This is a genomic window from Psychrobacillus sp. NPDC093200 (genome assembly GCF_050280345.1).
GTDB lineage: Bacteria > Bacillota > Bacilli > Bacillales_A > Planococcaceae > Psychrobacillus > Psychrobacillus faecigallinarum.
In genome coordinates this window covers 1,232,844-1,252,359 of the sequence record NZ_JBNNVC010000001.1, presented here as the reverse complement: position 1 = coordinate 1,252,359, position 19,516 = coordinate 1,232,844, and the positions used below count along the sequence as shown (strand labels likewise).

General features: G+C 36.6%; 21 protein-coding genes, 1 pseudogene and 1 other annotated feature. All 22 genes and pseudogenes read right to left on the bottom strand.

Annotated features, from left to right (window positions below; all coding sequences use genetic code 11):
* Position 1 precedes the first annotated feature (1 nt).
* Entirely contained in the window at positions 2 to 541 is a 540-nt protein-coding gene (pyrR, locus tag ACQKNZ_RS06085; protein WP_144537978.1) for a bifunctional pyr operon transcriptional regulator/uracil phosphoribosyltransferase PyrR, read from the bottom strand.
* Positions 542 to 740: 199 nt separating this feature from the next.
* Complete coding sequence (locus ACQKNZ_RS06080; protein ID WP_144537977.1) at positions 741 to 1,667, bottom strand: RluA family pseudouridine synthase; 927 nt, start codon at positions 1,665 to 1,667, stop codon at positions 741 to 743.
* Positions 1,667 to 2,143, bottom strand: coding sequence for a signal peptidase II (gene lspA / locus ACQKNZ_RS06075; RefSeq protein ID WP_144537976.1), 477 nt, complete (start codon positions 2,141 to 2,143; stop codon positions 1,667 to 1,669). The genes ACQKNZ_RS06080 and lspA overlap by 1 nt, the downstream gene beginning before the upstream one ends.
* Positions 2,144 to 2,454: 311 nt before the next feature.
* Positions 2,455 to 5,217 (bottom strand): isoleucine--tRNA ligase, encoded by a 2,763-nt coding sequence (gene ileS / locus ACQKNZ_RS06070; protein WP_427658597.1) that lies wholly within the window; start codon positions 5,215 to 5,217, stop codon positions 2,455 to 2,457.
* 68 nt (positions 5,218 to 5,285) lie between these two features.
* Positions 5,286 to 5,504, bottom strand: a binding site (T-box leader).
* 52 nt (positions 5,505 to 5,556) lie between these two features.
* Entirely contained in the window at positions 5,557 to 6,066 is a 510-nt protein-coding gene (locus ACQKNZ_RS06065; protein ID WP_144537974.1) for a DivIVA domain-containing protein, read from the bottom strand.
* A gap of 94 nt (positions 6,067 to 6,160) precedes the next feature.
* Complete coding sequence (locus ACQKNZ_RS06060) at positions 6,161 to 6,949, bottom strand: RNA-binding protein (protein WP_144537973.1); 789 nt, start codon at positions 6,947 to 6,949, stop codon at positions 6,161 to 6,163.
* 176 nt (positions 6,950 to 7,125) lie between these two features.
* Complete coding sequence (locus ACQKNZ_RS06055; protein WP_144537972.1) at positions 7,126 to 7,386, bottom strand: YggT family protein; 261 nt, start codon at positions 7,384 to 7,386, stop codon at positions 7,126 to 7,128.
* Between the two features lie 17 nt (positions 7,387 to 7,403).
* Positions 7,404 to 7,886, bottom strand: coding sequence for a cell division protein SepF (locus ACQKNZ_RS06050; RefSeq protein WP_144537971.1), 483 nt, complete (start codon positions 7,884 to 7,886; stop codon positions 7,404 to 7,406).
* Positions 7,883 to 8,572 carry a YggS family pyridoxal phosphate-dependent enzyme gene (locus tag ACQKNZ_RS06045; protein WP_427658594.1) on the bottom strand — a complete coding sequence of 230 codons (690 nt, stop codon included), beginning with the start codon at positions 8,570 to 8,572 and terminating at the stop codon, positions 7,883 to 7,885. Before ACQKNZ_RS06045 ends, ACQKNZ_RS06050 begins: the two co-directional genes overlap by 4 nt.
* A gap of 74 nt (positions 8,573 to 8,646) precedes the next feature.
* Entirely contained in the window at positions 8,647 to 8,886 is a 240-nt protein-coding gene (locus tag ACQKNZ_RS06040) for a YlmC/YmxH family sporulation protein (RefSeq protein ID WP_144537969.1), read from the bottom strand.
* A gap of 88 nt (positions 8,887 to 8,974) precedes the next feature.
* A complete protein-coding gene (gene sigG / locus ACQKNZ_RS06035; RefSeq protein ID WP_144537968.1) occupies positions 8,975 to 9,757 on the bottom strand; it encodes an RNA polymerase sporulation sigma factor SigG in 783 nt (260 codons plus the stop codon).
* A gap of 89 nt (positions 9,758 to 9,846) precedes the next feature.
* Positions 9,847 to 10,554, bottom strand: coding sequence for an RNA polymerase sporulation sigma factor SigE (sigE, locus tag ACQKNZ_RS06030; RefSeq protein ID WP_144537967.1), 708 nt, complete (start codon positions 10,552 to 10,554; stop codon positions 9,847 to 9,849).
* Positions 10,554 to 11,396 carry a sigma-E processing peptidase SpoIIGA gene (locus tag ACQKNZ_RS06025; protein WP_151110633.1) on the bottom strand — a complete coding sequence of 281 codons (843 nt, stop codon included), beginning with the start codon at positions 11,394 to 11,396 and terminating at the stop codon, positions 10,554 to 10,556. Before ACQKNZ_RS06025 ends, sigE begins: the two co-directional genes overlap by 1 nt.
* Before the next feature lie 200 nt (positions 11,397 to 11,596).
* Positions 11,597 to 11,722, bottom strand: coding sequence for a hypothetical protein (locus ACQKNZ_RS06020; RefSeq protein ID WP_427658591.1), 126 nt, complete (start codon positions 11,720 to 11,722; stop codon positions 11,597 to 11,599).
* A 136-nt stretch (positions 11,723 to 11,858) separates the two neighbouring features.
* Complete coding sequence (gene ftsZ / locus ACQKNZ_RS06015; protein ID WP_144537965.1) at positions 11,859 to 13,022, bottom strand: cell division protein FtsZ; 1,164 nt, start codon at positions 13,020 to 13,022, stop codon at positions 11,859 to 11,861.
* Between the two features lie 40 nt (positions 13,023 to 13,062).
* A complete protein-coding gene (gene ftsA, locus ACQKNZ_RS06010) occupies positions 13,063 to 14,355 on the bottom strand; it encodes a cell division protein FtsA (RefSeq protein ID WP_144537964.1) in 1,293 nt (430 codons plus the stop codon).
* Positions 14,356 to 14,454: 99 nt separating this feature from the next.
* Positions 14,455 to 14,805, bottom strand: coding sequence for a small basic family protein (locus ACQKNZ_RS06005; protein ID WP_144537963.1), 351 nt, complete (start codon positions 14,803 to 14,805; stop codon positions 14,455 to 14,457).
* A gap of 4 nt (positions 14,806 to 14,809) precedes the next feature.
* Complete coding sequence (locus ACQKNZ_RS06000) at positions 14,810 to 15,529, bottom strand: DUF881 domain-containing protein (protein WP_340862854.1); 720 nt, start codon at positions 15,527 to 15,529, stop codon at positions 14,810 to 14,812.
* Between the two features lie 23 nt (positions 15,530 to 15,552).
* The gene (locus tag ACQKNZ_RS05995; RefSeq protein WP_144537961.1) at positions 15,553 to 16,272 is read right to left on the bottom strand and encodes a DUF881 domain-containing protein; all 720 of its coding nucleotides are present in this window, start codon (positions 16,270 to 16,272) and stop codon (positions 15,553 to 15,555) included.
* The gene (locus ACQKNZ_RS05990) at positions 16,250 to 17,047 is read right to left on the bottom strand and encodes a cell division protein FtsQ/DivIB (protein WP_427658588.1); all 798 of its coding nucleotides are present in this window, start codon (positions 17,045 to 17,047) and stop codon (positions 16,250 to 16,252) included. Before ACQKNZ_RS05990 ends, ACQKNZ_RS05995 begins: the two co-directional genes overlap by 23 nt.
* A 1-nt stretch (position 17,048) precedes the next feature.
* Positions 17,049 to 18,107: pseudogene (locus ACQKNZ_RS05985) on the bottom strand (FtsW/RodA/SpoVE family cell cycle protein); the annotation flags it as partial.
* 49 nt (positions 18,108 to 18,156) lie between these two features.
* On the bottom strand, positions 18,157 to 19,515 hold the full coding sequence (murD, locus tag ACQKNZ_RS05980) for a UDP-N-acetylmuramoyl-L-alanine--D-glutamate ligase (protein ID WP_427658586.1): 1,359 nt from the start codon (positions 19,513 to 19,515) through the stop codon (positions 18,157 to 18,159).
* Position 19,516: the final 1 nt, after the last annotated feature.

Here is a 19,516-nt window from a genome sequence, read left to right as displayed (position 1 = left end):
ATTATTCAAATATTGTTACAGCATCTACTTCGTCCGTCTCTGTAACTTTAACCACTATTTTTTCACTACTAGAGGTAGGAATGTTTTTACCTACATAATCTGCTCGGATTGGTAGCTCTCTGTGACCTCTATCTATCAACACGGCAAGTTGTATTTGGGATGGCCTTCCTAAATCCATTACTGCGTCCATCGCTGCTCGAACCGTTCTCCCAGTAAACAGAACATCGTCTACTAAAATAACCTTTTTGTTTGTAACATCATGTGTAATATCAACTTGTTGTACGAGTGGCTCGTTAGAAGCATTTTTTAAAGATAAATCATCTCTATACAATGTAATATCTAACTCACCCGTTTTGATTGGTTTACCTTCAATTTTTACGATTCTTTCTGCAAGTCTTTGCGCTAAAAATGTACCTCTAGTTTTTATCCCTACTAATATACACTCTTCAATTCCTTTGTTACGTTCAATAATTTCATGGGCAATTCTAGTGAGTGCCCTGTTGATAGCTTGCTCATCCAATATGCTTGCCTTTTCTTCCATACGATTACATCCTCCTATCCATAATATAAAAAAACCTCTTAAGCTAGAGAAGCCCAAGAGGTTGTATGTGCGCGATAAAATATAGTGAACCTATTAATCCGCAGAATAATAGTGAGTCACTTTCACATGTACCTTCTCAGCCTCTCTGGACTGTTATTAAAGGTGAAGCTATTCAATTTATTGTAATTAGTATAACGGACTATTCTTCTTTTGGCAATGATTGTTTTCGCAAGTCTTGCAACAAATCTGTAAAGTCCTCTGGTAGAGGATAAGAAAATTCTAAATACTCCCCTGTTCTTGGCTGTATGAAACCGAGAACTCCTGCATGTAGAACTTGACCATTAAAATCTATAGTCTTCTTCGGTCCATATTTAGGATCTCCTGCTAATGGATAACCGATATACTTCATATGAACACGAATTTGATGCGTTCTTCCAGTTTCCAACTGACATTCCACTAAAGTGAATTTGTTAAAACGTTCTAAAACACGGAAATGTGTTACAGCATGCTTACCGTTATCCACAACCGCCATGTTTTGACGCTCTTTTTTATCACGAGCAATCGGCGCATCAATTGTTCCTTTATCATGCGCGATATGTCCATGAACAAGTGCAGTATATTTACGAGTAACTGTTTTCTTTACTAGCTGATCAACTAACGAAACATGGGCAACATCGTTTTTAGCAACCATTAGAAGGCCAGTTGTATCTTTATCAATACGATGGACAATTCCTGGGCGCAAAACTCCATTGATACCTGAAAGGTCCTTAATTTGATGCATTAGACCATTAACGAGCGTACCACTTAGATGGCCAGGAGCAGGATGAACAACCATACCTCGTGGCTTGTACACTACCACTACATCCTCGTCTTCATAAACGATTTCAAGATTCAAGTTTTCTGCAACTATATCTAGCTCAACCGCTTCTGGTGGAGTTACTACAATTACATCACCCTCTTTTACCTTGTAGCTTGTTTTTGCAGGCTCATTGTTGACTAAAACACTACCATCTTTTATAAAATTTTGAATTTGTGTACGAGACCAATCTGTTTCAAAAGAGGCAATTGCTTTATCAATTCTCTCTTTTTCCTGGTCCTTTTCAATAATAAACGTTAATTCTTCCATTATTTCACCTTTTTCTTTTCAGCTCGTTCTTCTCGTAGTATAAAAATAATTACAACCACAACTCCTAATGTTAGGGCAGCATCTGCAATATTAAAAATCGGAAAATCATAGTTAACAACCGGAATGAGTACATCTACAAAATCGACTACTTCACCTTTCCAAAGTCGATCTATAAAGTTACCAATTGCTCCTCCTAATAAAAGCATTAATCCTACTTGAAAAAGAGGTTTCCCTTTTGCTTCCTTATGAAAGTAATAAATAATCGCAACAATCACAACTACAGTGATAACTGCAAAAAAACCTATTTGTCCTTGTAGCATACCCCATGCAGCACCACGATTACGATGTGAAAGCAGTGCAAAGTATGGGTCCCAAATCATAATTTGTTCACCAAGCGTCATATTTTTAACAACAAGCCATTTTGTCCATTGATCTAATGCAATGACAAATGCTGCTAGTCCATAAAATTTCCACACATTAATTCCCCCGATAATCAAATAAGCCTTAAAGACCTCTCTACGTTTGTTGCAGTGAATATTATATCCACCCACTAATTATTTAAAAAGATTTTTGCTGATAATATTAAACAATCTACAATAGTTTACCATAGAAACCTATCCTACGTAAAAGAGCATCTATGATTTACAAAAGAAAAAATTAATTCTTTTATCTATTATTCAAACTTTTAGTGTAATTCATATTCATGTGATCTATTTTTCTAATCAAATACTCTGTCTTAATTTTTTAAAAAAGTGGCCCTATTTAGCATAGGGCCACTTTGTATATATTATACGTAATGTTTTTCTACTACTTCTGCACAGCGAGAGCAAAGTGTCGGGTGAGCTTCACTTTCTCCTACTGTTTCAGCAATAGTCCAGCAACGCTCACATTTTTCTCCGTCTGCTTTTTCAACTACAACGGATGAATTTTCAAGCACTAAACTGTTTGCTGGTGCTTCAGATTGAGAACCACCTAAAACAAACTTAGATACGATAAACAGTTGCGCGAAATCAATTGCGTCTGTGTCGAACAACGCTTTATATTCATCACTAACATACAACGTTACTTTTGCTTCTAATGATTTACCAATTGTTTTCGCATTACGAGCTTCCTCTAATGCTTTTAATACATCATCACGTAATCCCATGATTTTTTCCCATTTTGGAGCAAGTGCTTCAAATGCAGGATAGTCAAGAGCTTCTGGCATATCTGTTAATTGAACACTTTCTTCCTTCTCAAACTCCAAATAAGCCCAAAGCTCATCTGCTGTATGTGGAAGTATTGGTGTCAATAATTTTAATAAAGCAAGAAGTGTATCATACATCACAGTTTGCATTGCACGACGATCTTTGTCATCTGTTCCGTAAATATAAACAACGTCTTTAGCGATATCAAGATAGAATGAGCTCAATTCACCAGAAACAAAGTTATTAACAGTGTGATAAACTGTAGCAAAATCATAACGGTCATAAGCAGCTCTTACCGTCTTGATAACCTCTTGTAATTTCATATACATATATTGGTCTACTTCACGTAAGTTCTCAAATGCAACACGATCACTTGTTGGATTAAAGTCGCTAATATTCCCGTGTAAGAAACGAAGCGTATTACGGATTTTACGATAGACTTCTGTAACTTGTTTAATGATTGCATCAGATACACGAACATCCGCTGTATAATCTACAGATGCAACCCATAAACGTAGAATATCAGCACCTAATTGATTCATTACTTTAGCAGGGACTACAACATTCCCTAATGATTTACTCATTTTTCGGCCATTACCGTCTAAAATGAAGCCGTGGCTTAATAACCCTTTGTATGGAGCATGACCATACATTGCAGTACTCGTAATTAGAGAAGAGTTAAACCATCCGCGATATTGGTCAGATCCTTCTAGATATAAATCTGCTGGGAATACTAAATCATCACGTTCCTCTAAGACACCATGGTAGGAAGAACCAGAGTCAAACCAAACGTCCATAATATCTGTTTCTTTTGTGAAAATTCCATTTGGACTATGTGGATGTGTGAACCCTTCAGGAAGTAACTCTTTTGCTTCTCTTTCAAACCAAATATTTGAACCATACTCACGGAATAGATTTGATACATGAGAGATAGTCTCTTCTGTTAAAATTGGTTCGCCGTCCTCTGCATAAAATACTGGAATTGGCACACCCCATACACGCTGACGAGAGATACACCAATCTCCACGATCACGAATCATATTATACAGACGAGTTTCTCCCCATGCTGGTGTAAATTTAGTATTGCGGATAGACTGCAATAATTCATCTCTGAAAGCCTCAATTGATGCAAACCATTGAGGAGTTGCACGATAGATAACAGGTTTTTTCGTACGCCAGTCATGTGGATATGAGTGAGTAAAGAATGTAAGCTTCTCTAATGCTCCTACTTTCTCTAATGCCTCAGTAATTGCTTTGTTTGCTGTATCATAGAATAGCCCTTCGAAGCCTGGTGCCTCAGCTGTCAGTACCCCACGCTCGTCAACAGGACAAAGCACATCTAGACCGTAAGCTTTTCCTACGTAGAAGTCGTCTTCCCCGTGGCCAGGTGCTGTATGAACACAGCCAGTACCTGATTCAGTTGTAACATGCTCTCCAAGGATTATTAAAGAGTCACGGTCATATAATGGGTGCTTAGCAACTAGACGATCCAATTCTTGACCAAGAATTGTTCGTTCAATAGAGTATTCTTCCCATCCTAGCTCAGCTGCTACAGATTCTGCTAAGTCTTTTGCAATTACATATTTGTTCCCTTTTGTTAGTACTACTGCGTATTCTACTCGTGGATGTAATGAAATTGCCAAGTTTGCAGGAATGGTCCAAGGAGTAGTAGTCCAAATAATGAACTTTGTCCCTTCTTCTAAAACACCCTTGCCATCTGTTACAGCAAAGCTAACATAAATAGAAGGAGATTTTTTGTCTTGGTATTCAATCTCAGCTTCTGCAAGGGCAGATTCACTTGAAGGTGACCAATAAACAGGCTTCAATCCTTTGTAGATGTAACCTTTCTTAGCCATAGCACCAAATACTTCAATTTGTCGCGATTCGAATTCAGGCTTTAATGTTACATAAGGATTATCCCAATCTCCACGAACGCCTAAACGTTTAAACTGTGATCGTTGGTTGTCAATTTGTTGGTATGCATAATCCTCACATAGCTTTCTAAATTCAGCCAGTGATAATTCCTTACGTTTAACACCTTTGTTAGTTAGAGCTTGTTCAATTGGTAGTCCATGTGTATCCCAACCTGGAACATAAGGAGCATGGAAGCCTGTCATCGATTTGTGACGAACAATCATGTCTTTAAGAACTTTGTTTAAAGCATGCCCAATATGAATATCACCATTGGCATACGGTGGGCCATCATGTAGAACAAAGAATGGACGCCCTTCCGTTCTTTCTAAAACTTTTTTATAAATATCCTGTTCTTCCCATTTTGCTTGGATATCTAACTCTTTCACTGGTAGATTTCCACGCATAGGAAAATCTGTTTTTGGCATTAATAGTGTGTCTTTGTACTCCATTTTTCTTCCTCCTTTGTTTTTCGCAGGTGCTGGTATAATTCTTGGAAAATAAAAAAACCCCTCATCCCAAAAGGGACGAGAAGTTATGCTCGCGGTACCACCCTACTTGCGATCACTAAAAGTAACCGCCGCTTAGTATGTCGTAACGGGACATAATCCGAAGACACTTAAAAATTCAGTATCCTTGCTCCAAAGTGATCCACTAAAACGTTTCATTGCTTGAGCTCACACCATCCTCAAGTCGCTTTACAGAAATCATTTTTAGACGTCTTTTTCAATGCATATATATATGATATGAAATTATTATAGGAAATGTACGACCATCAGTCAAGAAATCTCTTATTCCTCTGTAGCAGAAATACGATCTACAGCTGTTGTATCTACATCATACTCCATCAAATGATTCCAGTCATCAGTATTAATAAGATCTAGTTGTGCCTCTACAAGCATTTTAAATCGATTTCGGAAAACTTTAGACTGTTTCTTCAACTCTTCAATTTCTAAGGCTATTTTTCGAGCTTTGGAAAGAGCTTCGTTGACAATACGATCTGCATTTTTCTCTGCTTCTTTTACTATGAGCTTTGCTTCTTTTTGTGAGTTGCGTCTAACTTCCTCAGCAGCCTCTTGCGCAACTACAATGGACTTATGTAAGGTTTCTTCTATAGACGTGAAATGACCAACCTTTTCACTGGAGGACTTTAATTTGAGCTCTAACTCTTTTTTTTCTTTGATAAGTATTTCTAAGTCCTTCATAATCTGATCAAGAAATTCATTTACTTCATCTTCATTGTAACCTCTAAATCCCTTACTGAACTCCTTGTTATGTATATCAAGTGGTGTTAGTGGCATCCTATCCATCTCCTTTACATACTAATGTTCTTCCCTCTATTATACATTTCAGACTGGTTGAATACATCTAAATTTCAAATTAAATTTAAGAAAATTATTTTTTTGGCTCTATTCTACCAATTTGAAGTCTTATTTTGTCTTTTTTGGTTCTTCCCTCTATCATCAATAATTTTATGCGACCAAATCCACGAATAGAAATCATATCTAGCTCTTGTAATTCCATAGACGGTTGGTCTTTTTCAGTCCAATTGACCTTTACTTTACCACTTTGAATAAGAGAAGCAGATTTTTGTCTAGATATATTGAAAATAGATGAAATAACAGTATCTAGCCTTAAAGAACTCACCGTGTGATTTTCTGATACCCATTCCTCGTGTTGTCTGAAATAATTGGAAGAGTCATCTACTACTTCGATATGAACCTTCACTTTCCCAATCCCAACAAAATTCGCCCTCACATAATCTAAAACCTCTGTAGCAACAACAAATTGAATCGAGCCTTCCTCCACTCGAATGTCTCCAAATTTACTCCGGTCAATTCCTAGGGACATCATCGAGCCAAGCACGTCTTTATGCTTTAAGGTAACAAACTTTTGAGGATATTTTACTTCAACTACAGTCATATTATAATCTTCTTCTGTTGGTTCAAAATATGACGGATATAGAAGTACTCTTTTTCTTTCAGCATCTTCTAATGCTCCTGCTGCACTTGACTCAATAGAATCATATTGTCCTCGCACAGAATTTAAAATAAACTGCTGCCTAGGATCTAGAAAATCAGTTAGCCTTGGAGCATAACGATCTTCAACTTCTCGCATCATATTAGTGGTTTGTTCAATAAATGGTTGCTCTTCTTTTCTAAAATGCTGTAATAGATGTTCCATACTGCTGAGACCTCGCTGAAATTTATAGTAAGAAAACACGCTAGCATCCTTGCAGGGATACTTTTCCAAAAAATAAGACATGGATCAAAGTCTTTGTTTACGCTTTAAGCGCGCTTGGCATTGGTTTTATCGATAAGAGCCACTTGCTCCTACAAAAAAACCTCACTAATGTGAGGTTAAATGAATTGACCTAAAGATAAAATTCCTCTCATAGCTATATTTAAAACAAAAATAGCTACAATCGGAGAAATATCAATCATACCGATTGGTGGAATGATTTTGCGAAATGGCTCTAAATAGGGCTCACATATTTTCCCTAAAAACTGCCCTATTGCAGATTCACGCACATTGGGTACCCACGACATAAAGATATAAATAATCAATGCAAATGAGTATATTTGTACTAATTGAGCTAACAAAACTAATATTAAATCCATTGTAAGTAACTCCTCTATTAATCTAGATCGTTATAGTAATAATCTGAAATCGAACCTGCAACTTCTACGGAATCAGGAGCACATAGGAAAATATCTGTTCCAATTCGTTGAATGTCTCCACCTAAAGCATATACTGTTCCACTTAGAAAGTCGATTATTCGGATTCCTTGTTCCTTATCGATTCGTTGCAAATTAACTATAACGGCTTTTTTATTCTTTAAATGCTCAGAAATATCTTGCGCCTCCGCATATACTCTTGGCTCGATTAAGATTACCTTAGAGGATTTTTGCATATTTTGTATACTTACAAGATTGGTTGCAGCAGTTTCCTTAGGAGCAGTATTGAATTTTCGTTCCTTAGCGTAAGACTTAACAGGCTGTTGTTTTATTTGTTGAGGTTCTACAGGCTGCTGCTGTGGTCTTTGCTGTTGTTGTGGAACAGATGTATCTTCATCCTCTTCTAAATAGAAAAAGTTTTTTACCCAATTTTTCATACTCATTCATCCTCCTTGTCTTTACCGACTAATGCAGTTCCTATTCTTACAAATGTTGCTCCTTCTTCAATAGCAATTTCATAATCTCCAGACATACCCATAGATAATTCTGTACAAGGAGCATGAGGCTGTTGTTTTGCAGCTATTCTCGTTTGTAGCTTTTTTAAATCACTGAAAACCTGTCTTATAAGCGAATCATCATCCGTATTAGGTGCCATTGTCATAAGACCAACAACACGTATTCGAGAATAGTCTTTAAGTTCATCAATAAATAACTCGGCTTCTTCTAAAGAAAGGCCATGCTTAGACTCTTCCTTCGAAACATTTACCTGAACAAAGCAATCTTTCACTGTGCTTGCTCTTTTTTCAATTTCGTCAGCTAAGCTTTTCCGGTCTAAAGAGTGCAAGTAATCTATCTCATTAATAACCGATTTTACTTTTCTAGTTTGTAAAGAGCCTATGTAGTGCCATTTAACATCAGCTGAAATAGCTTCAATTTTTTTCATTAATCCTTCTGGTCGATTCTCACCAAGATGTAAAATTTCATTTTGTATAACTTCCTCTGTCCGCTCTACAGAAACTTCTTTTGTAACTGCGATCAGAGTTACATCCTTTATATTTCGATTAGCTCGTACGCAAGATTTTTCTATATTCTTTTGGATACTAATTAAATTACTTTTAACATTTGACATATAAAACCAACTCTTCATCTTTTGTTTTGTTCATTGTATCAATGAAATGGCGTTTTATCAATAAAGAACAGTACCTATTCTCGGTTTTTTGAAACGATTATTACATCTTTTCCAATTATCGCTATATTTTGTATGTCAATTTTTTTAGTTTCTCTTTTTTTATTAAAAAATGTGGGGTATGCCCCATTAGTTTCCACTATAAAAGAAGTTATAAAACCTGTTTCTTTGTCTATTTCAGCGTCTACTATAAACCCTAGCAATTGGCCGGAGTTTGCCTCGATGACTTCTTTTTGCTGTGCATCTGAAAATTTCATCAGTTCCCTCCCTTTTTCTTAGTATATTCATGAAAATAGAAAAAAACGCTTTTTCGAATGAAGAAAAAGCGTCAATTTGTTTTTTAAGTTACTTTGGATTTAACTGGCTTTGAATAGTAGATAACGCACTTTTTTCTAAACGTGATATTTGAGCCTGGGATAATCCCAAGTCTGTAGCTATTTCTGTTTGGGTAGCACCAAAATAAATTCTCTTCGTTAGAATTTTTCGCTGTCTAGAATCTAAATTCTGAAAGCTTTCCTTTACGGTGAAATATGTTACCCACTGATCTTCCGATACATCATTATCACATAATTGGTCCATCATATAGATAGCATCTCCCCCATCACTAAAAATAGGTTCTTGTAGGGAAACAGGGTCTTGAATAGCGTCTAAAGAAAGTAATATATCTTCAACAGGAATTTCTAATATTTTTGATAAATCTTCTAATGTCGGTTCTTCCAGATGTTCGTTAATATATTGTTCTTTCGCTTTCATCGCCTTGTAAGCGATATCTCTTAAAGAACGAGAAACACGTACAGAATGATGGTCACGTAGATGCCTTTTTATCTCCCCTATAATCATAGGCACCGCATACGTAGAAAACCGAACATTATGTTTTAAATCAAAATTTTCAATGGACTTAATTAATCCTATACAGCCGACTTGAAACAAATCGTCCGCCTGTTCTCCTCTATATGCGAATCGTTGAACTAGACTTAAAACTAGTCTTAAATTACCCATAACTAATTCATCTTTAACTGATTCTTCTCCACCCTGTAAACGTATAAATAATGCTTTCATTTCTTCATGGGATAGTAAAGGAAGCTTTGATGTGTCAATGCCGCATAATTCTACTTTTGTTCTCGTCATAGTTCTTCCTCCGGACTTTTTAATAGTTCTTAGTCAGTTTGTCCTGAGGTTAAAAGATTATTCCGAGCTCGGCTATCCAATTTCACCCATTAGGCGATTGGCTCGTTCAACACTTCTTTTAAATCTAATATGATTTTTTTCTCTAAACGTGATATATATGACTGTGAAATTCCGAGATGATCTGCAACCTCTTTTTGTGTCATTTCCTCTTGTCCATTGAGTCCGAATCTGCATTGCATAATATATTTCTCTCGATTCCCCAATAAGTTAATTGCTTCAAAAACATGCTGTCTCTCTAATTTTTTTTCTACATCCTCGATGATTAAATCCTCGCTTGTACCTAAAATATCAGATAGTAATAATTCATTTCCATCCGAGTCAGAATTCAATGGTTCATCAAAGGAAACCTCTGATTTCATACGATTTGTTTTTCTTAAATGCATGAGAATTTCGTTTTCTATACATCTAGAAGCATAGGTAGCCAGTTTAATTCCTTTATCTAAATTAAATGTCTCAACTGCTTTTATAAGACCTATTGAACCAATGCTTATCAAATCTTCTATGTTAGTGTTTGTTTGATCAAACCTTCTTGCAATATATACAACTAATCGTAAATTTCTTTCGATTAATACGTCTCTAGCATGCTCATCTCCATCCATAAAGGCTAACAACATTTCACGTTCCTCATCTCTCGTCAATGGTTTTGGCAGCGACTCACTTCCACCAATATAATGGACTCCCTTTCTTTTAAACGAGAGAATCCAAAAGTAAAATCGACGTAGCAAATTTAATATCATTATTTAACACTCCTTTTTTTAAGATGATAGTAAGTGGAACTATGCAATATCCCATCTGCTTCATGAGGAAATTTGTCCTTGCCTCTAGTTAAAACAATATAACCTTTTGGTAATGGTTGATCGTTAACAATCCATTCTTCATATTTAATACCTATAACCCACGACTTCTCTTTCTGCACTGTAGCAATCGGTATTAAACGTACTTTGCTGGCATATTCTTTTGGAAGCATATCCAAACCTTTGTAATGCGTACTATCCCAGCTATTAATCACTTCATAAAGAATATCTGGAAGGATTGGTTTGAGAGCTTCTGCGGCTATAAAATGTACTGGATCATTAGAAAGAGGCTCCGTGCATACGTTTCCCGAATCGATAAATAATATGAGTTCTTTAGTTTGATCGAATAGCCTGATGCTTGAAGGATAAATAAGTTCTCTTTCCGTTTGTGAGATATGAAGGTGCAGTACATGTTTAGTAAGAAGGTATAAACCACCTGTAGCAATAACTGCATAGTTAAGAATCATGAATGAATTGCTAGCGTTACTGTACATAGGGGCAATGGCTGTAAGTAATCCACCTGCAAAAATACTTGCGAGTAAAGTTAATGTAATAGCCTTGACGATTTGTGTCCTTTTTTTCCAGAATGCTATTCCTATCATGAGAAAGAAAGTTAAAAATAGCGTACTGAAATGATTTGAAAAAACAACTGTTATCACTCCCGCAACAAAGGCCGACAGAAGCAGGTATCTTTTTTGGTTTTCAATCCAGCCAATTCTGTTTGCAAACGCTAAAACGGTGTAGTTGAAAAATGTGTTTGTTGCAATCATAACTTCTGCGTACATAGCTCTCCTCCTTTTGATAAAAGCTTAACACCCAATTTATAAGAAATTTGTCAAAGGAACGTCCAAAAGTAAATTTTTTAAACGACAAAATCCCATAAGTAAATATTAAATAAGTAACGATTGTAGTTAATAAATAAGAGACTTTTAACAGGAAAAAGAAGACTAAATATGCAAAAAATAAGTGAAAGGTTATTTAATTGTTATTCGACTTTAAATATCTCTTGAATGGTCATAAATGTCTCCCGAACAGTCATAAATATTTCTATCCGGTCATAAATGTCGGCCCAAGGACGTATACTTGCTGATTCTGATATTATTTTCTTCAATATTATCTTCCTAAAAGATAGTAATGATTAAAGAATGCATCTTTCTATATTTTTTGGGCCATTTAATATTCTTTATTAAACACAAAAAAGCAACCACCATTAATGGTGATTGCTTTTTATCTATAAAACGTTTAGATTAGCTTCTACGATTACGATTACGCAAGAATGTTGGAATATCTAACGCATCGTCTTGTTGATGATGAGTTGGATTTGGACGTTCTTGTTGAAAAGAAGGCTGTTGTGGCTGTGGTTCTTCTTTTCTAGTTTCACGGTGTGGAGTTGTAGCTGCCTGTTGTGCACGTGCAGCTCCAAAGCCTGTCCCTCTTGGTTGCTTTTGTGTAATCACTTCTTCGTTAAAACCTGTTGCAATAACTGTTACAACGATTTCATCCTTCAGATTATCATTGATTACAGAACCGAAAATCATGTTAACTTCCTCATCAGACGCAGATGCTACAATGTCCGCAGCCTCTTGTACCTCAAATAGAGAAAGGTTAGATCCACCTGTAATATTCATTAAAACACCTGTAGCTCCGTCAATAGAAGTTTCAAGTAATGGGCTGGAGATTGCTTTTTTAGCAGCCTCTGCAGCACGATTCTCTCCAGCAGAGATACCTATACCCATAAGTGCTGCTCCTTTATTGGACATAATAGTTTTAACGTCAGCAAAGTCGAGGTTTATAAGACCAGGAACAGCGATTAAGTCAGAGATACCTTGAACCCCTTGACGAAGAACGTTATCAGCTTCTCTAAATGCTTCAAGCATCGGAGTATTTTTGTCTACGATTTCTAATAGACGGTCATTAGGAATAACGATTAACGTATCGACAGCTTCCTTCATCATACCAATCCCGCCTACAGCCTGTGTAGAGCGTTTACGGCCTTCAAATGTAAATGGACGTGTAACTACTCCGACAGTCAAAGCCCCTAAATCACGAGCGATTTGAGCGATTACAGGTGCAGCTCCAGTACCGGTTCCTCCACCCATACCAGCAGTAACGAAAACCATGTCTGCTCCTCTAAGCGCTTCTTCGATTAACTCTTTGCTTTCTTCTGCTGCTTTTTTTCCTACTTCTGGGTTAGCTCCTGCACCAAGCCCACGAGTCAGCTTGCCTCCGATTTGTAGCTTTACTTCGGCTTTTGACATGTTAAGAGCTTGAGCATCTGTATTAACCGCAATAAAGTCTACACCTTGAACTCCATGTTCAATCATTCGATTTACTGCGTTGTTACCGCCGCCACCTACTCCAATAACTTTAATAATTGCTAATTGATCTTCATTTGTTTCAAATTCTAACATGCTATTGCCTCCTATATCTTTCAACTATGATAAAGTTTTTTCATTCAAAGAACTTGTCAAACAGTTTCTTCGCTTTACTCATTGCACTCTCTTTGTTCTCATTGTTTGCATTTTTTTGTGGTTGTTTTTGTTTTTTAGTACTTGCTACTACTTCATTGTGTGCCGTTTGAGATAATGCATGGCTATTGCCAATTTTACCATAGAAAAGATCTTCTTTATAGGCATATCTTATAAGGCCAACAGCTGTTGTATATTGTGGTTCCCTAACGCCGATATAATCTGGTGTATATAGGCGGACACGTGATTGTAATATATGTCTCGCTAATTGACCAATACCTTCAAGCTTAGCTACACCGCCGGTAATTACTACTCCACCCGGTAGATCTTGCAAGCCCATGCGGTAGAATTCTTCTAAGATTAACTCGAACAATTCCTCTAAGCGCACACCGATAATTTCGGCAATATAACGTTGGGAATATTGTTCTTTCATGTCTGCTCCAATAACTGGTACTTCAAACAACTCATCATCTGAAGCATCATCGTAAAAGGCATGTCCATATCTTAATTTTATCATTTCCGCTTGTTCAGTTGGTGTTTTCAACACAATCGATAAATCTTTAGTAATATGGTCACCACCTACAGGTATAACAGAAGTATTAACTAAATGCCCTTCTCTGAAAATAGCAATGGTTGTAGAACCTCCACCTATGTCAATATAAGCGGTTCCGTGATTCTTTTCATCTTCTGTTAATGCAAAATGTCCTGCTGCCAAAGGTTGTAAGTAAATCTCTCTAATTTGAAGACCAGCTCTTTCCACACATCGTAGAACGTTATGTAAAATTGTTTTTGATGTAGTCATCATTATACCGTCCAATTCAAGACGAGTACCAATCATGCCTCGAGGGTCTTTAATCTCTTCTAAGTGATCCACGATAAATTGTTTTGGAGCTATGTTAATAAGTTCTCTTTCTGGTGGGATAGACATTACCTGTGCAGATTCTAATACACGATCTAAATCAGCATCTGTTATTTCTCTGTCCTCACGATTGACAGCTACTACACCTTTGACATTTTGTATATTTGCTAAATTAGCGGGTATACCTAGCACAATTTCTTGAATGGACATCCCTATCATTCTCTCAGCCTCACCAACGGCCTTTTTAATGGATTGAACAGTTGCATCTATATCAACAATGGTGCCTTTTCGTATACCGTTCGATTTAACATTTCCTACTCCTATTACATGCAGCGAGTCATCACTCATTTCGCCTATTAATACTTTAATGGAAGACGATCCAATATCCAATGATACGTACAATTCTGATTGATTCACCCGTGGCACCTCCTAATAACTCTTTATTTATTATTCTATTGTAAAAAACATATAAAGTCTAAAATTTTCTAAACAAATAGTAAATTGACACTTAAATCATTATCTTTTTGTTCTTTCTGCCCATTTAGTTAATAAAATTCGACGAATTACAGCAATATTTTGAAACAGTCGAACTCCAAAAGCAAAGATTGCCGCTAAATATAAATCTACTCCTAAATGAACTCCCAGAAACGCAAGAGCAGCTGCTAATGCAATATTAAAGAAGAAACCTGAAACAAATACTTTGTCATCGTAAACATGCTGTAATTGTGCTCGTATTCCACCAAACAAAGTATCTAGTGCTGCTAAAACAGCAATGGATAGATAGCTCTCATATATTTCTGGAATTTGAATATCAGTCATTAAACCAAGTGAAATCCCAAGTAATAAACCTAAAAACGGCAACCACATAATACTACTCTCCCCCTGGAACTTCTTGTAAAAATTGCATATTTACAGACTGGTCAAACGCTGGTATTGTAATGATATTTTCAGGTTGACCTATTGTCAGTCTCAAATTATCTATATAGAAATCATCGCCGATAGGGGATGCTTCTAACTGGTTATACATTTTTTTCGCATCCTCAAATGATAGCGTCCCAATTTTAATGGTGAAGGGGGCCTTTTTGATAGCCAGGTTATTCACAGTAGTCCTGCCATTTACATCACGAATAGCTGTGGAATAAATAATCCGTTTTCCATCCACCTCTACTGCTTCTGCTTTAAAACGATTAATTTCGTTTATGAGTCTTATTAACAAATCTGGAGAAATCTCTTCTATTTGTTCTCCTACAATCATACTCTCTATAGAAGGCTCAATTGTAATGGACAGCCCTGGCCCTTTAAACGCATCTAAACCAATTTCTTGCTTTAACTGTTTAATTGTTTCATTTAGAGCTACTTCAGGACTAGCATTGACCATATTTTCATACTTACCTACTGTTTCCTCTAAAACGCGAACCTCTGACAACAGTTCTGAATGTAACTGTGTTTCCGTGGCTAGCTCTTGTCGTATTTCCCATACATCTCGTGTATCACGGGTTTCTGGGTCTTTTACTGTATTATATTGAACTGCTATCATAAAACCAACGATTAACAAAATTATAGTAAACCGAATATAGACGGTTTTTTTCATGTATTCGGCCTCCTTCACCTTTGTTAATTTTGGTCACCTCGCAAAGCAGGCATGACTATTTTACTTTTTTCTTCTACTGTAACTACAATATTGTCACTTGTTAATTGATCGACAACACCACCACCTAAATTTACAGAGGCTAGTAAAACCTTTGGATCTCCAACTACCTCTATAACAAAAGGAGCAGGAAATGCTCTACCATCCACGGTAATTACAGGACCAGTACAGCTTATGTACGATTGTGCATGGAGCCTTTGTCCATTAATAGAAATGGCCTCGGCGCCGGATATTTTTAACTCATTTATCACTTTGAATATGTGACTTTCATGAACAATATAATCATTTGGATTTTCTTGTGAGGGATTATATTCACCATCCTGCAACGAAATAGATAATCCTTTTCCTTGCGACTGCATATCCCCCATTAACAAACGAAGCATCTCTGCCTCCTTTACTAACTCCTCAACACTTTCTTCACTTTCCACAAACGATTTTTCATATTCTCTAATCTCTTGCTGTTTTGTATTTATTTCTTCTGTTAATTCCTTGTTCATTTCTTTCTGATCAATCAGCTTTTCCCTATACTTTTCAAGCTCAAGTGAATAATCGCTATTTCCGCCCGTTTCTTTATCAGCAGAAGCCAAACTGTAGGAATAAGCTAGAATGAAACCTAAAACTAAACTAACCAGCGAAATCAGAATTCGTCCTCGAAAAGGGACATTAAGGAGCCTCCTCTTCTTCATCTTCAATCGCCTCCTCATCAGTTGTCTCGTTAAAAACCTCTACATAAGGTTCAAAAAATGAACCTACCTCCATATCGATTACGCCCTTTTGATCTGGATTTAGTTGCGAAACTATCGAAGGGTAGTAATTCATTTTTTCCGAAAAAGATGGAATCAAGGCTTGTACTTCATTCCCGTCATTCATGTATACCTGAATGGAATATTTGTCATTCTCTTTCGGTACATAACTTATTTGAGAAATCGTCAATAATACTTCATTTTTCATTTTTTTAAGTTCTTTTATTAGACGTAATCGAATCTTTTCGTTTTCGAATCCTGTGATAATAGGTCCCTCCATTGGAACAATATGTCCTTCTGGAGCTATCGTTTTGCCATTCTCCAATACTATTTGAAGAGTATTCTCGCTTTCCACATATCCAACCTGTTTATATTCTTCTACCTGGATATGTATGCTGGAAAGCCATTTCCTTTTAACTTGTACATTTTCAACCCAATCACTTTTCTCTAAAGCTTCTTCTATATCTTTTTCCTTGAAGCTCCACATAGAGTCCCCAATCGTCAAACCTGTCTGTTTAATATATTCTTCTTTAGAGAAAAGATTAGATCCTTCCAAATCTATTTGTTGTATTTGACTATAGGATGATTGGAAGTACAAAACAACGAGCAGTGTAAAGATAAAGAGAAAAAGTAGAATGGAAAATTTTTTATTTGTTCTACGTCTTCTTTTTTCTTTTAAAGTGGGTATACGATCTTCAATATCGATGATTTTTTCCATTCTACCGCCTCCCTTCTGTACCAGATGTGTTTGCCAAATTCAAAATAATTCCAATAATTCCCCAAGTCATGACTAAGGATGACCCTCCGTAACTGATGAAAGGTAACGTTACCCCTGTTACCGGAAGTAAGCCTGTCACAACACCCATATTTAAAAATGTCTGTACTACAAGCAAGGATGTTAATGCGACTATCATTAATTGAGCCTCTCGTGTCTTTGCTCGCGCCGCCATTGTATAGCTGGTTGTGAAAAAGACAACAAAGGCCATAATAACAATCAACCCTCCTATAAACCCTGTTTCCTCTAACAAGATAGAGAAAATGAAATCATTTTGTGGCTCTGGTAAGTATAAAAATTTCTGGCGGCTGTTACCATATCCAAAACCAAACAAACCTGCTGGACCAATCGCTAGTAAGGATTGAATAGCTTGAAACCCAGAACCAAGAGGGTCTTTCCAAGGGTCTAAAAAGGCTTGAATACGAACTAGCCTATACGGGGCAGAAATAATTAGGGCAGCTAAACCGATTACACCTGACAAACCAATAGCAAAGAAAAATTTTAAAGGAAGTCCTGCAACGAATAGAAGCATGAAGACTGCTACTACTAATACAAATGCTGAACCAAAGTCAGGCTGAACCATAATAAGCCCAATTGGAAGCAAAAGCAACAAAGCACTTCTCATATATAGTTTGCCTTTGTTTTTAGGCTCTTTTGCTAAAGCTAGCGCTAAAACTCCTAACACTGCAATTTTGGATAATTCCGCAGGCTGAAAATTTGTGAAACCAAGTGATATCCAACTTTGCGATCCATTCCGTACAACACCGATACCTGGGATCAGTACCCCTATAAGCAATACCACCGATATGATATATAAAACGTGCCAAAATGTGGTAAGCCGCAAAAATGATTTATTTTGAATAAAAAATGCTCCGGCTACTCCCACTATTAGGTACATTCCTTGTTTTAAAGCAAACGGTGTTTGTCCTTGATAATGTACCTCGCTCCAATAAGAGCCAGCAGAGTGTACAAACAAAATACCGATAATAGATAAAAATAATACAGACGATAAGAATAATAACTTTCTTTTATCTTTCGATTATTTCATCCTTTCAACTTGTCGATAACGCCTTTACGATTTCGATGAATTCATCTCCTCGCAGTTCAAAGCTTTCATATTGATCCCAGCTTGCACAAGCTGGCGAAAGTAGAACAACATCACCTTTTTGGGAGACTTCTACAGCTAAGCTTGTAGCGTCCTTCAAATTAGACACTTTTTTGACAAAAGGAATGTTGTTCTCCTCACCAAACTTTTGGAGCCTTTCACTAGTTTCACCAAAGTGTACTAAAGCACGGACATTTGGAAGATAAGGAATAAGTTCATCAAAGGAATGCCCTCTATCTACCCCACCAGCAATCCATACTACTGGCTCTGTAAAGCCTGCTAAAGCACTTTTAGTAGCCAGCGTATTTGTTGCCTTAGAATCATTGTAATATTTACGTCCATTAGATTCTAAAACAAATTGTGTACGATGTTTGACACCTTGGAAGGATTGCAATACTGCCTTGATGCTTTCTAAAGAGCAATCTAACAATATAGCGGTTGCAGTTGCAGCTAACACATTTTCTAAATTATGCTTTCCGCGAAGAGCAATGATAGAGCGTTCGAAAAGCTCCACCCCATTCCAGTATATATACTGATCGTCTGCACTTATTCCTTCGGTTGTTTTTTTACTCACGTAAAAAGGAACCTTTTGTGCTAAGCTTTTTTCTGCATAATCTTTAACAATTTTTTGTTCACCATTATAAACAAACCAATCGGAATCATCTTGTTTCTTAGTAATATTGAATTTAGCATCGGTGTATTCCTTATAGGTTTTATGATAGTCTAAATGCGCCTCATATAAATTCATTAGCACAGCTATTTTAGGTTTTAATAGTTCAGTTCCCATTAATTGGAAGGAAGATAATTCCATTACAATGTAATTTTCCTTAGTCGCCGTTTTAGCTACCCCAGAGGCAACCGTACCAATATTACCAGCGATTAATGGCTGTTTATGAGCGTGTGCTAGCATTTCATAAATAAGTGTTGTAGTAGTAGTTTTACCATTCGATCCTGTGATACCTATTATTGGAGCTTCACTAATACGATAAGCAAGCTCTACCTCTGTCCAGACAGGAATATTTCTTTTAATAGCTTCTGCAACCACAGAATTTGTATAAGGAATTCCTGGATTTTTTACTATCAAGCTAAACCCTTCGTCCAATAAGTCCTCTGGATGGCTCCCACAAATTACAGTCAAGCCTTTAGATAGGAGATATTGAGCGTTTTCATTTTGTTCAAAAGGCTTGGAGTCATTGACCGTTACAAATGCTCCTAAGTCATGTAGGATTTCCGCAGCAGCTGTTCCGCTTTTGGCTAAGCCTAGCACGAGAATTTTTTTATGATACACAAATGGTAGCTGATTCAAT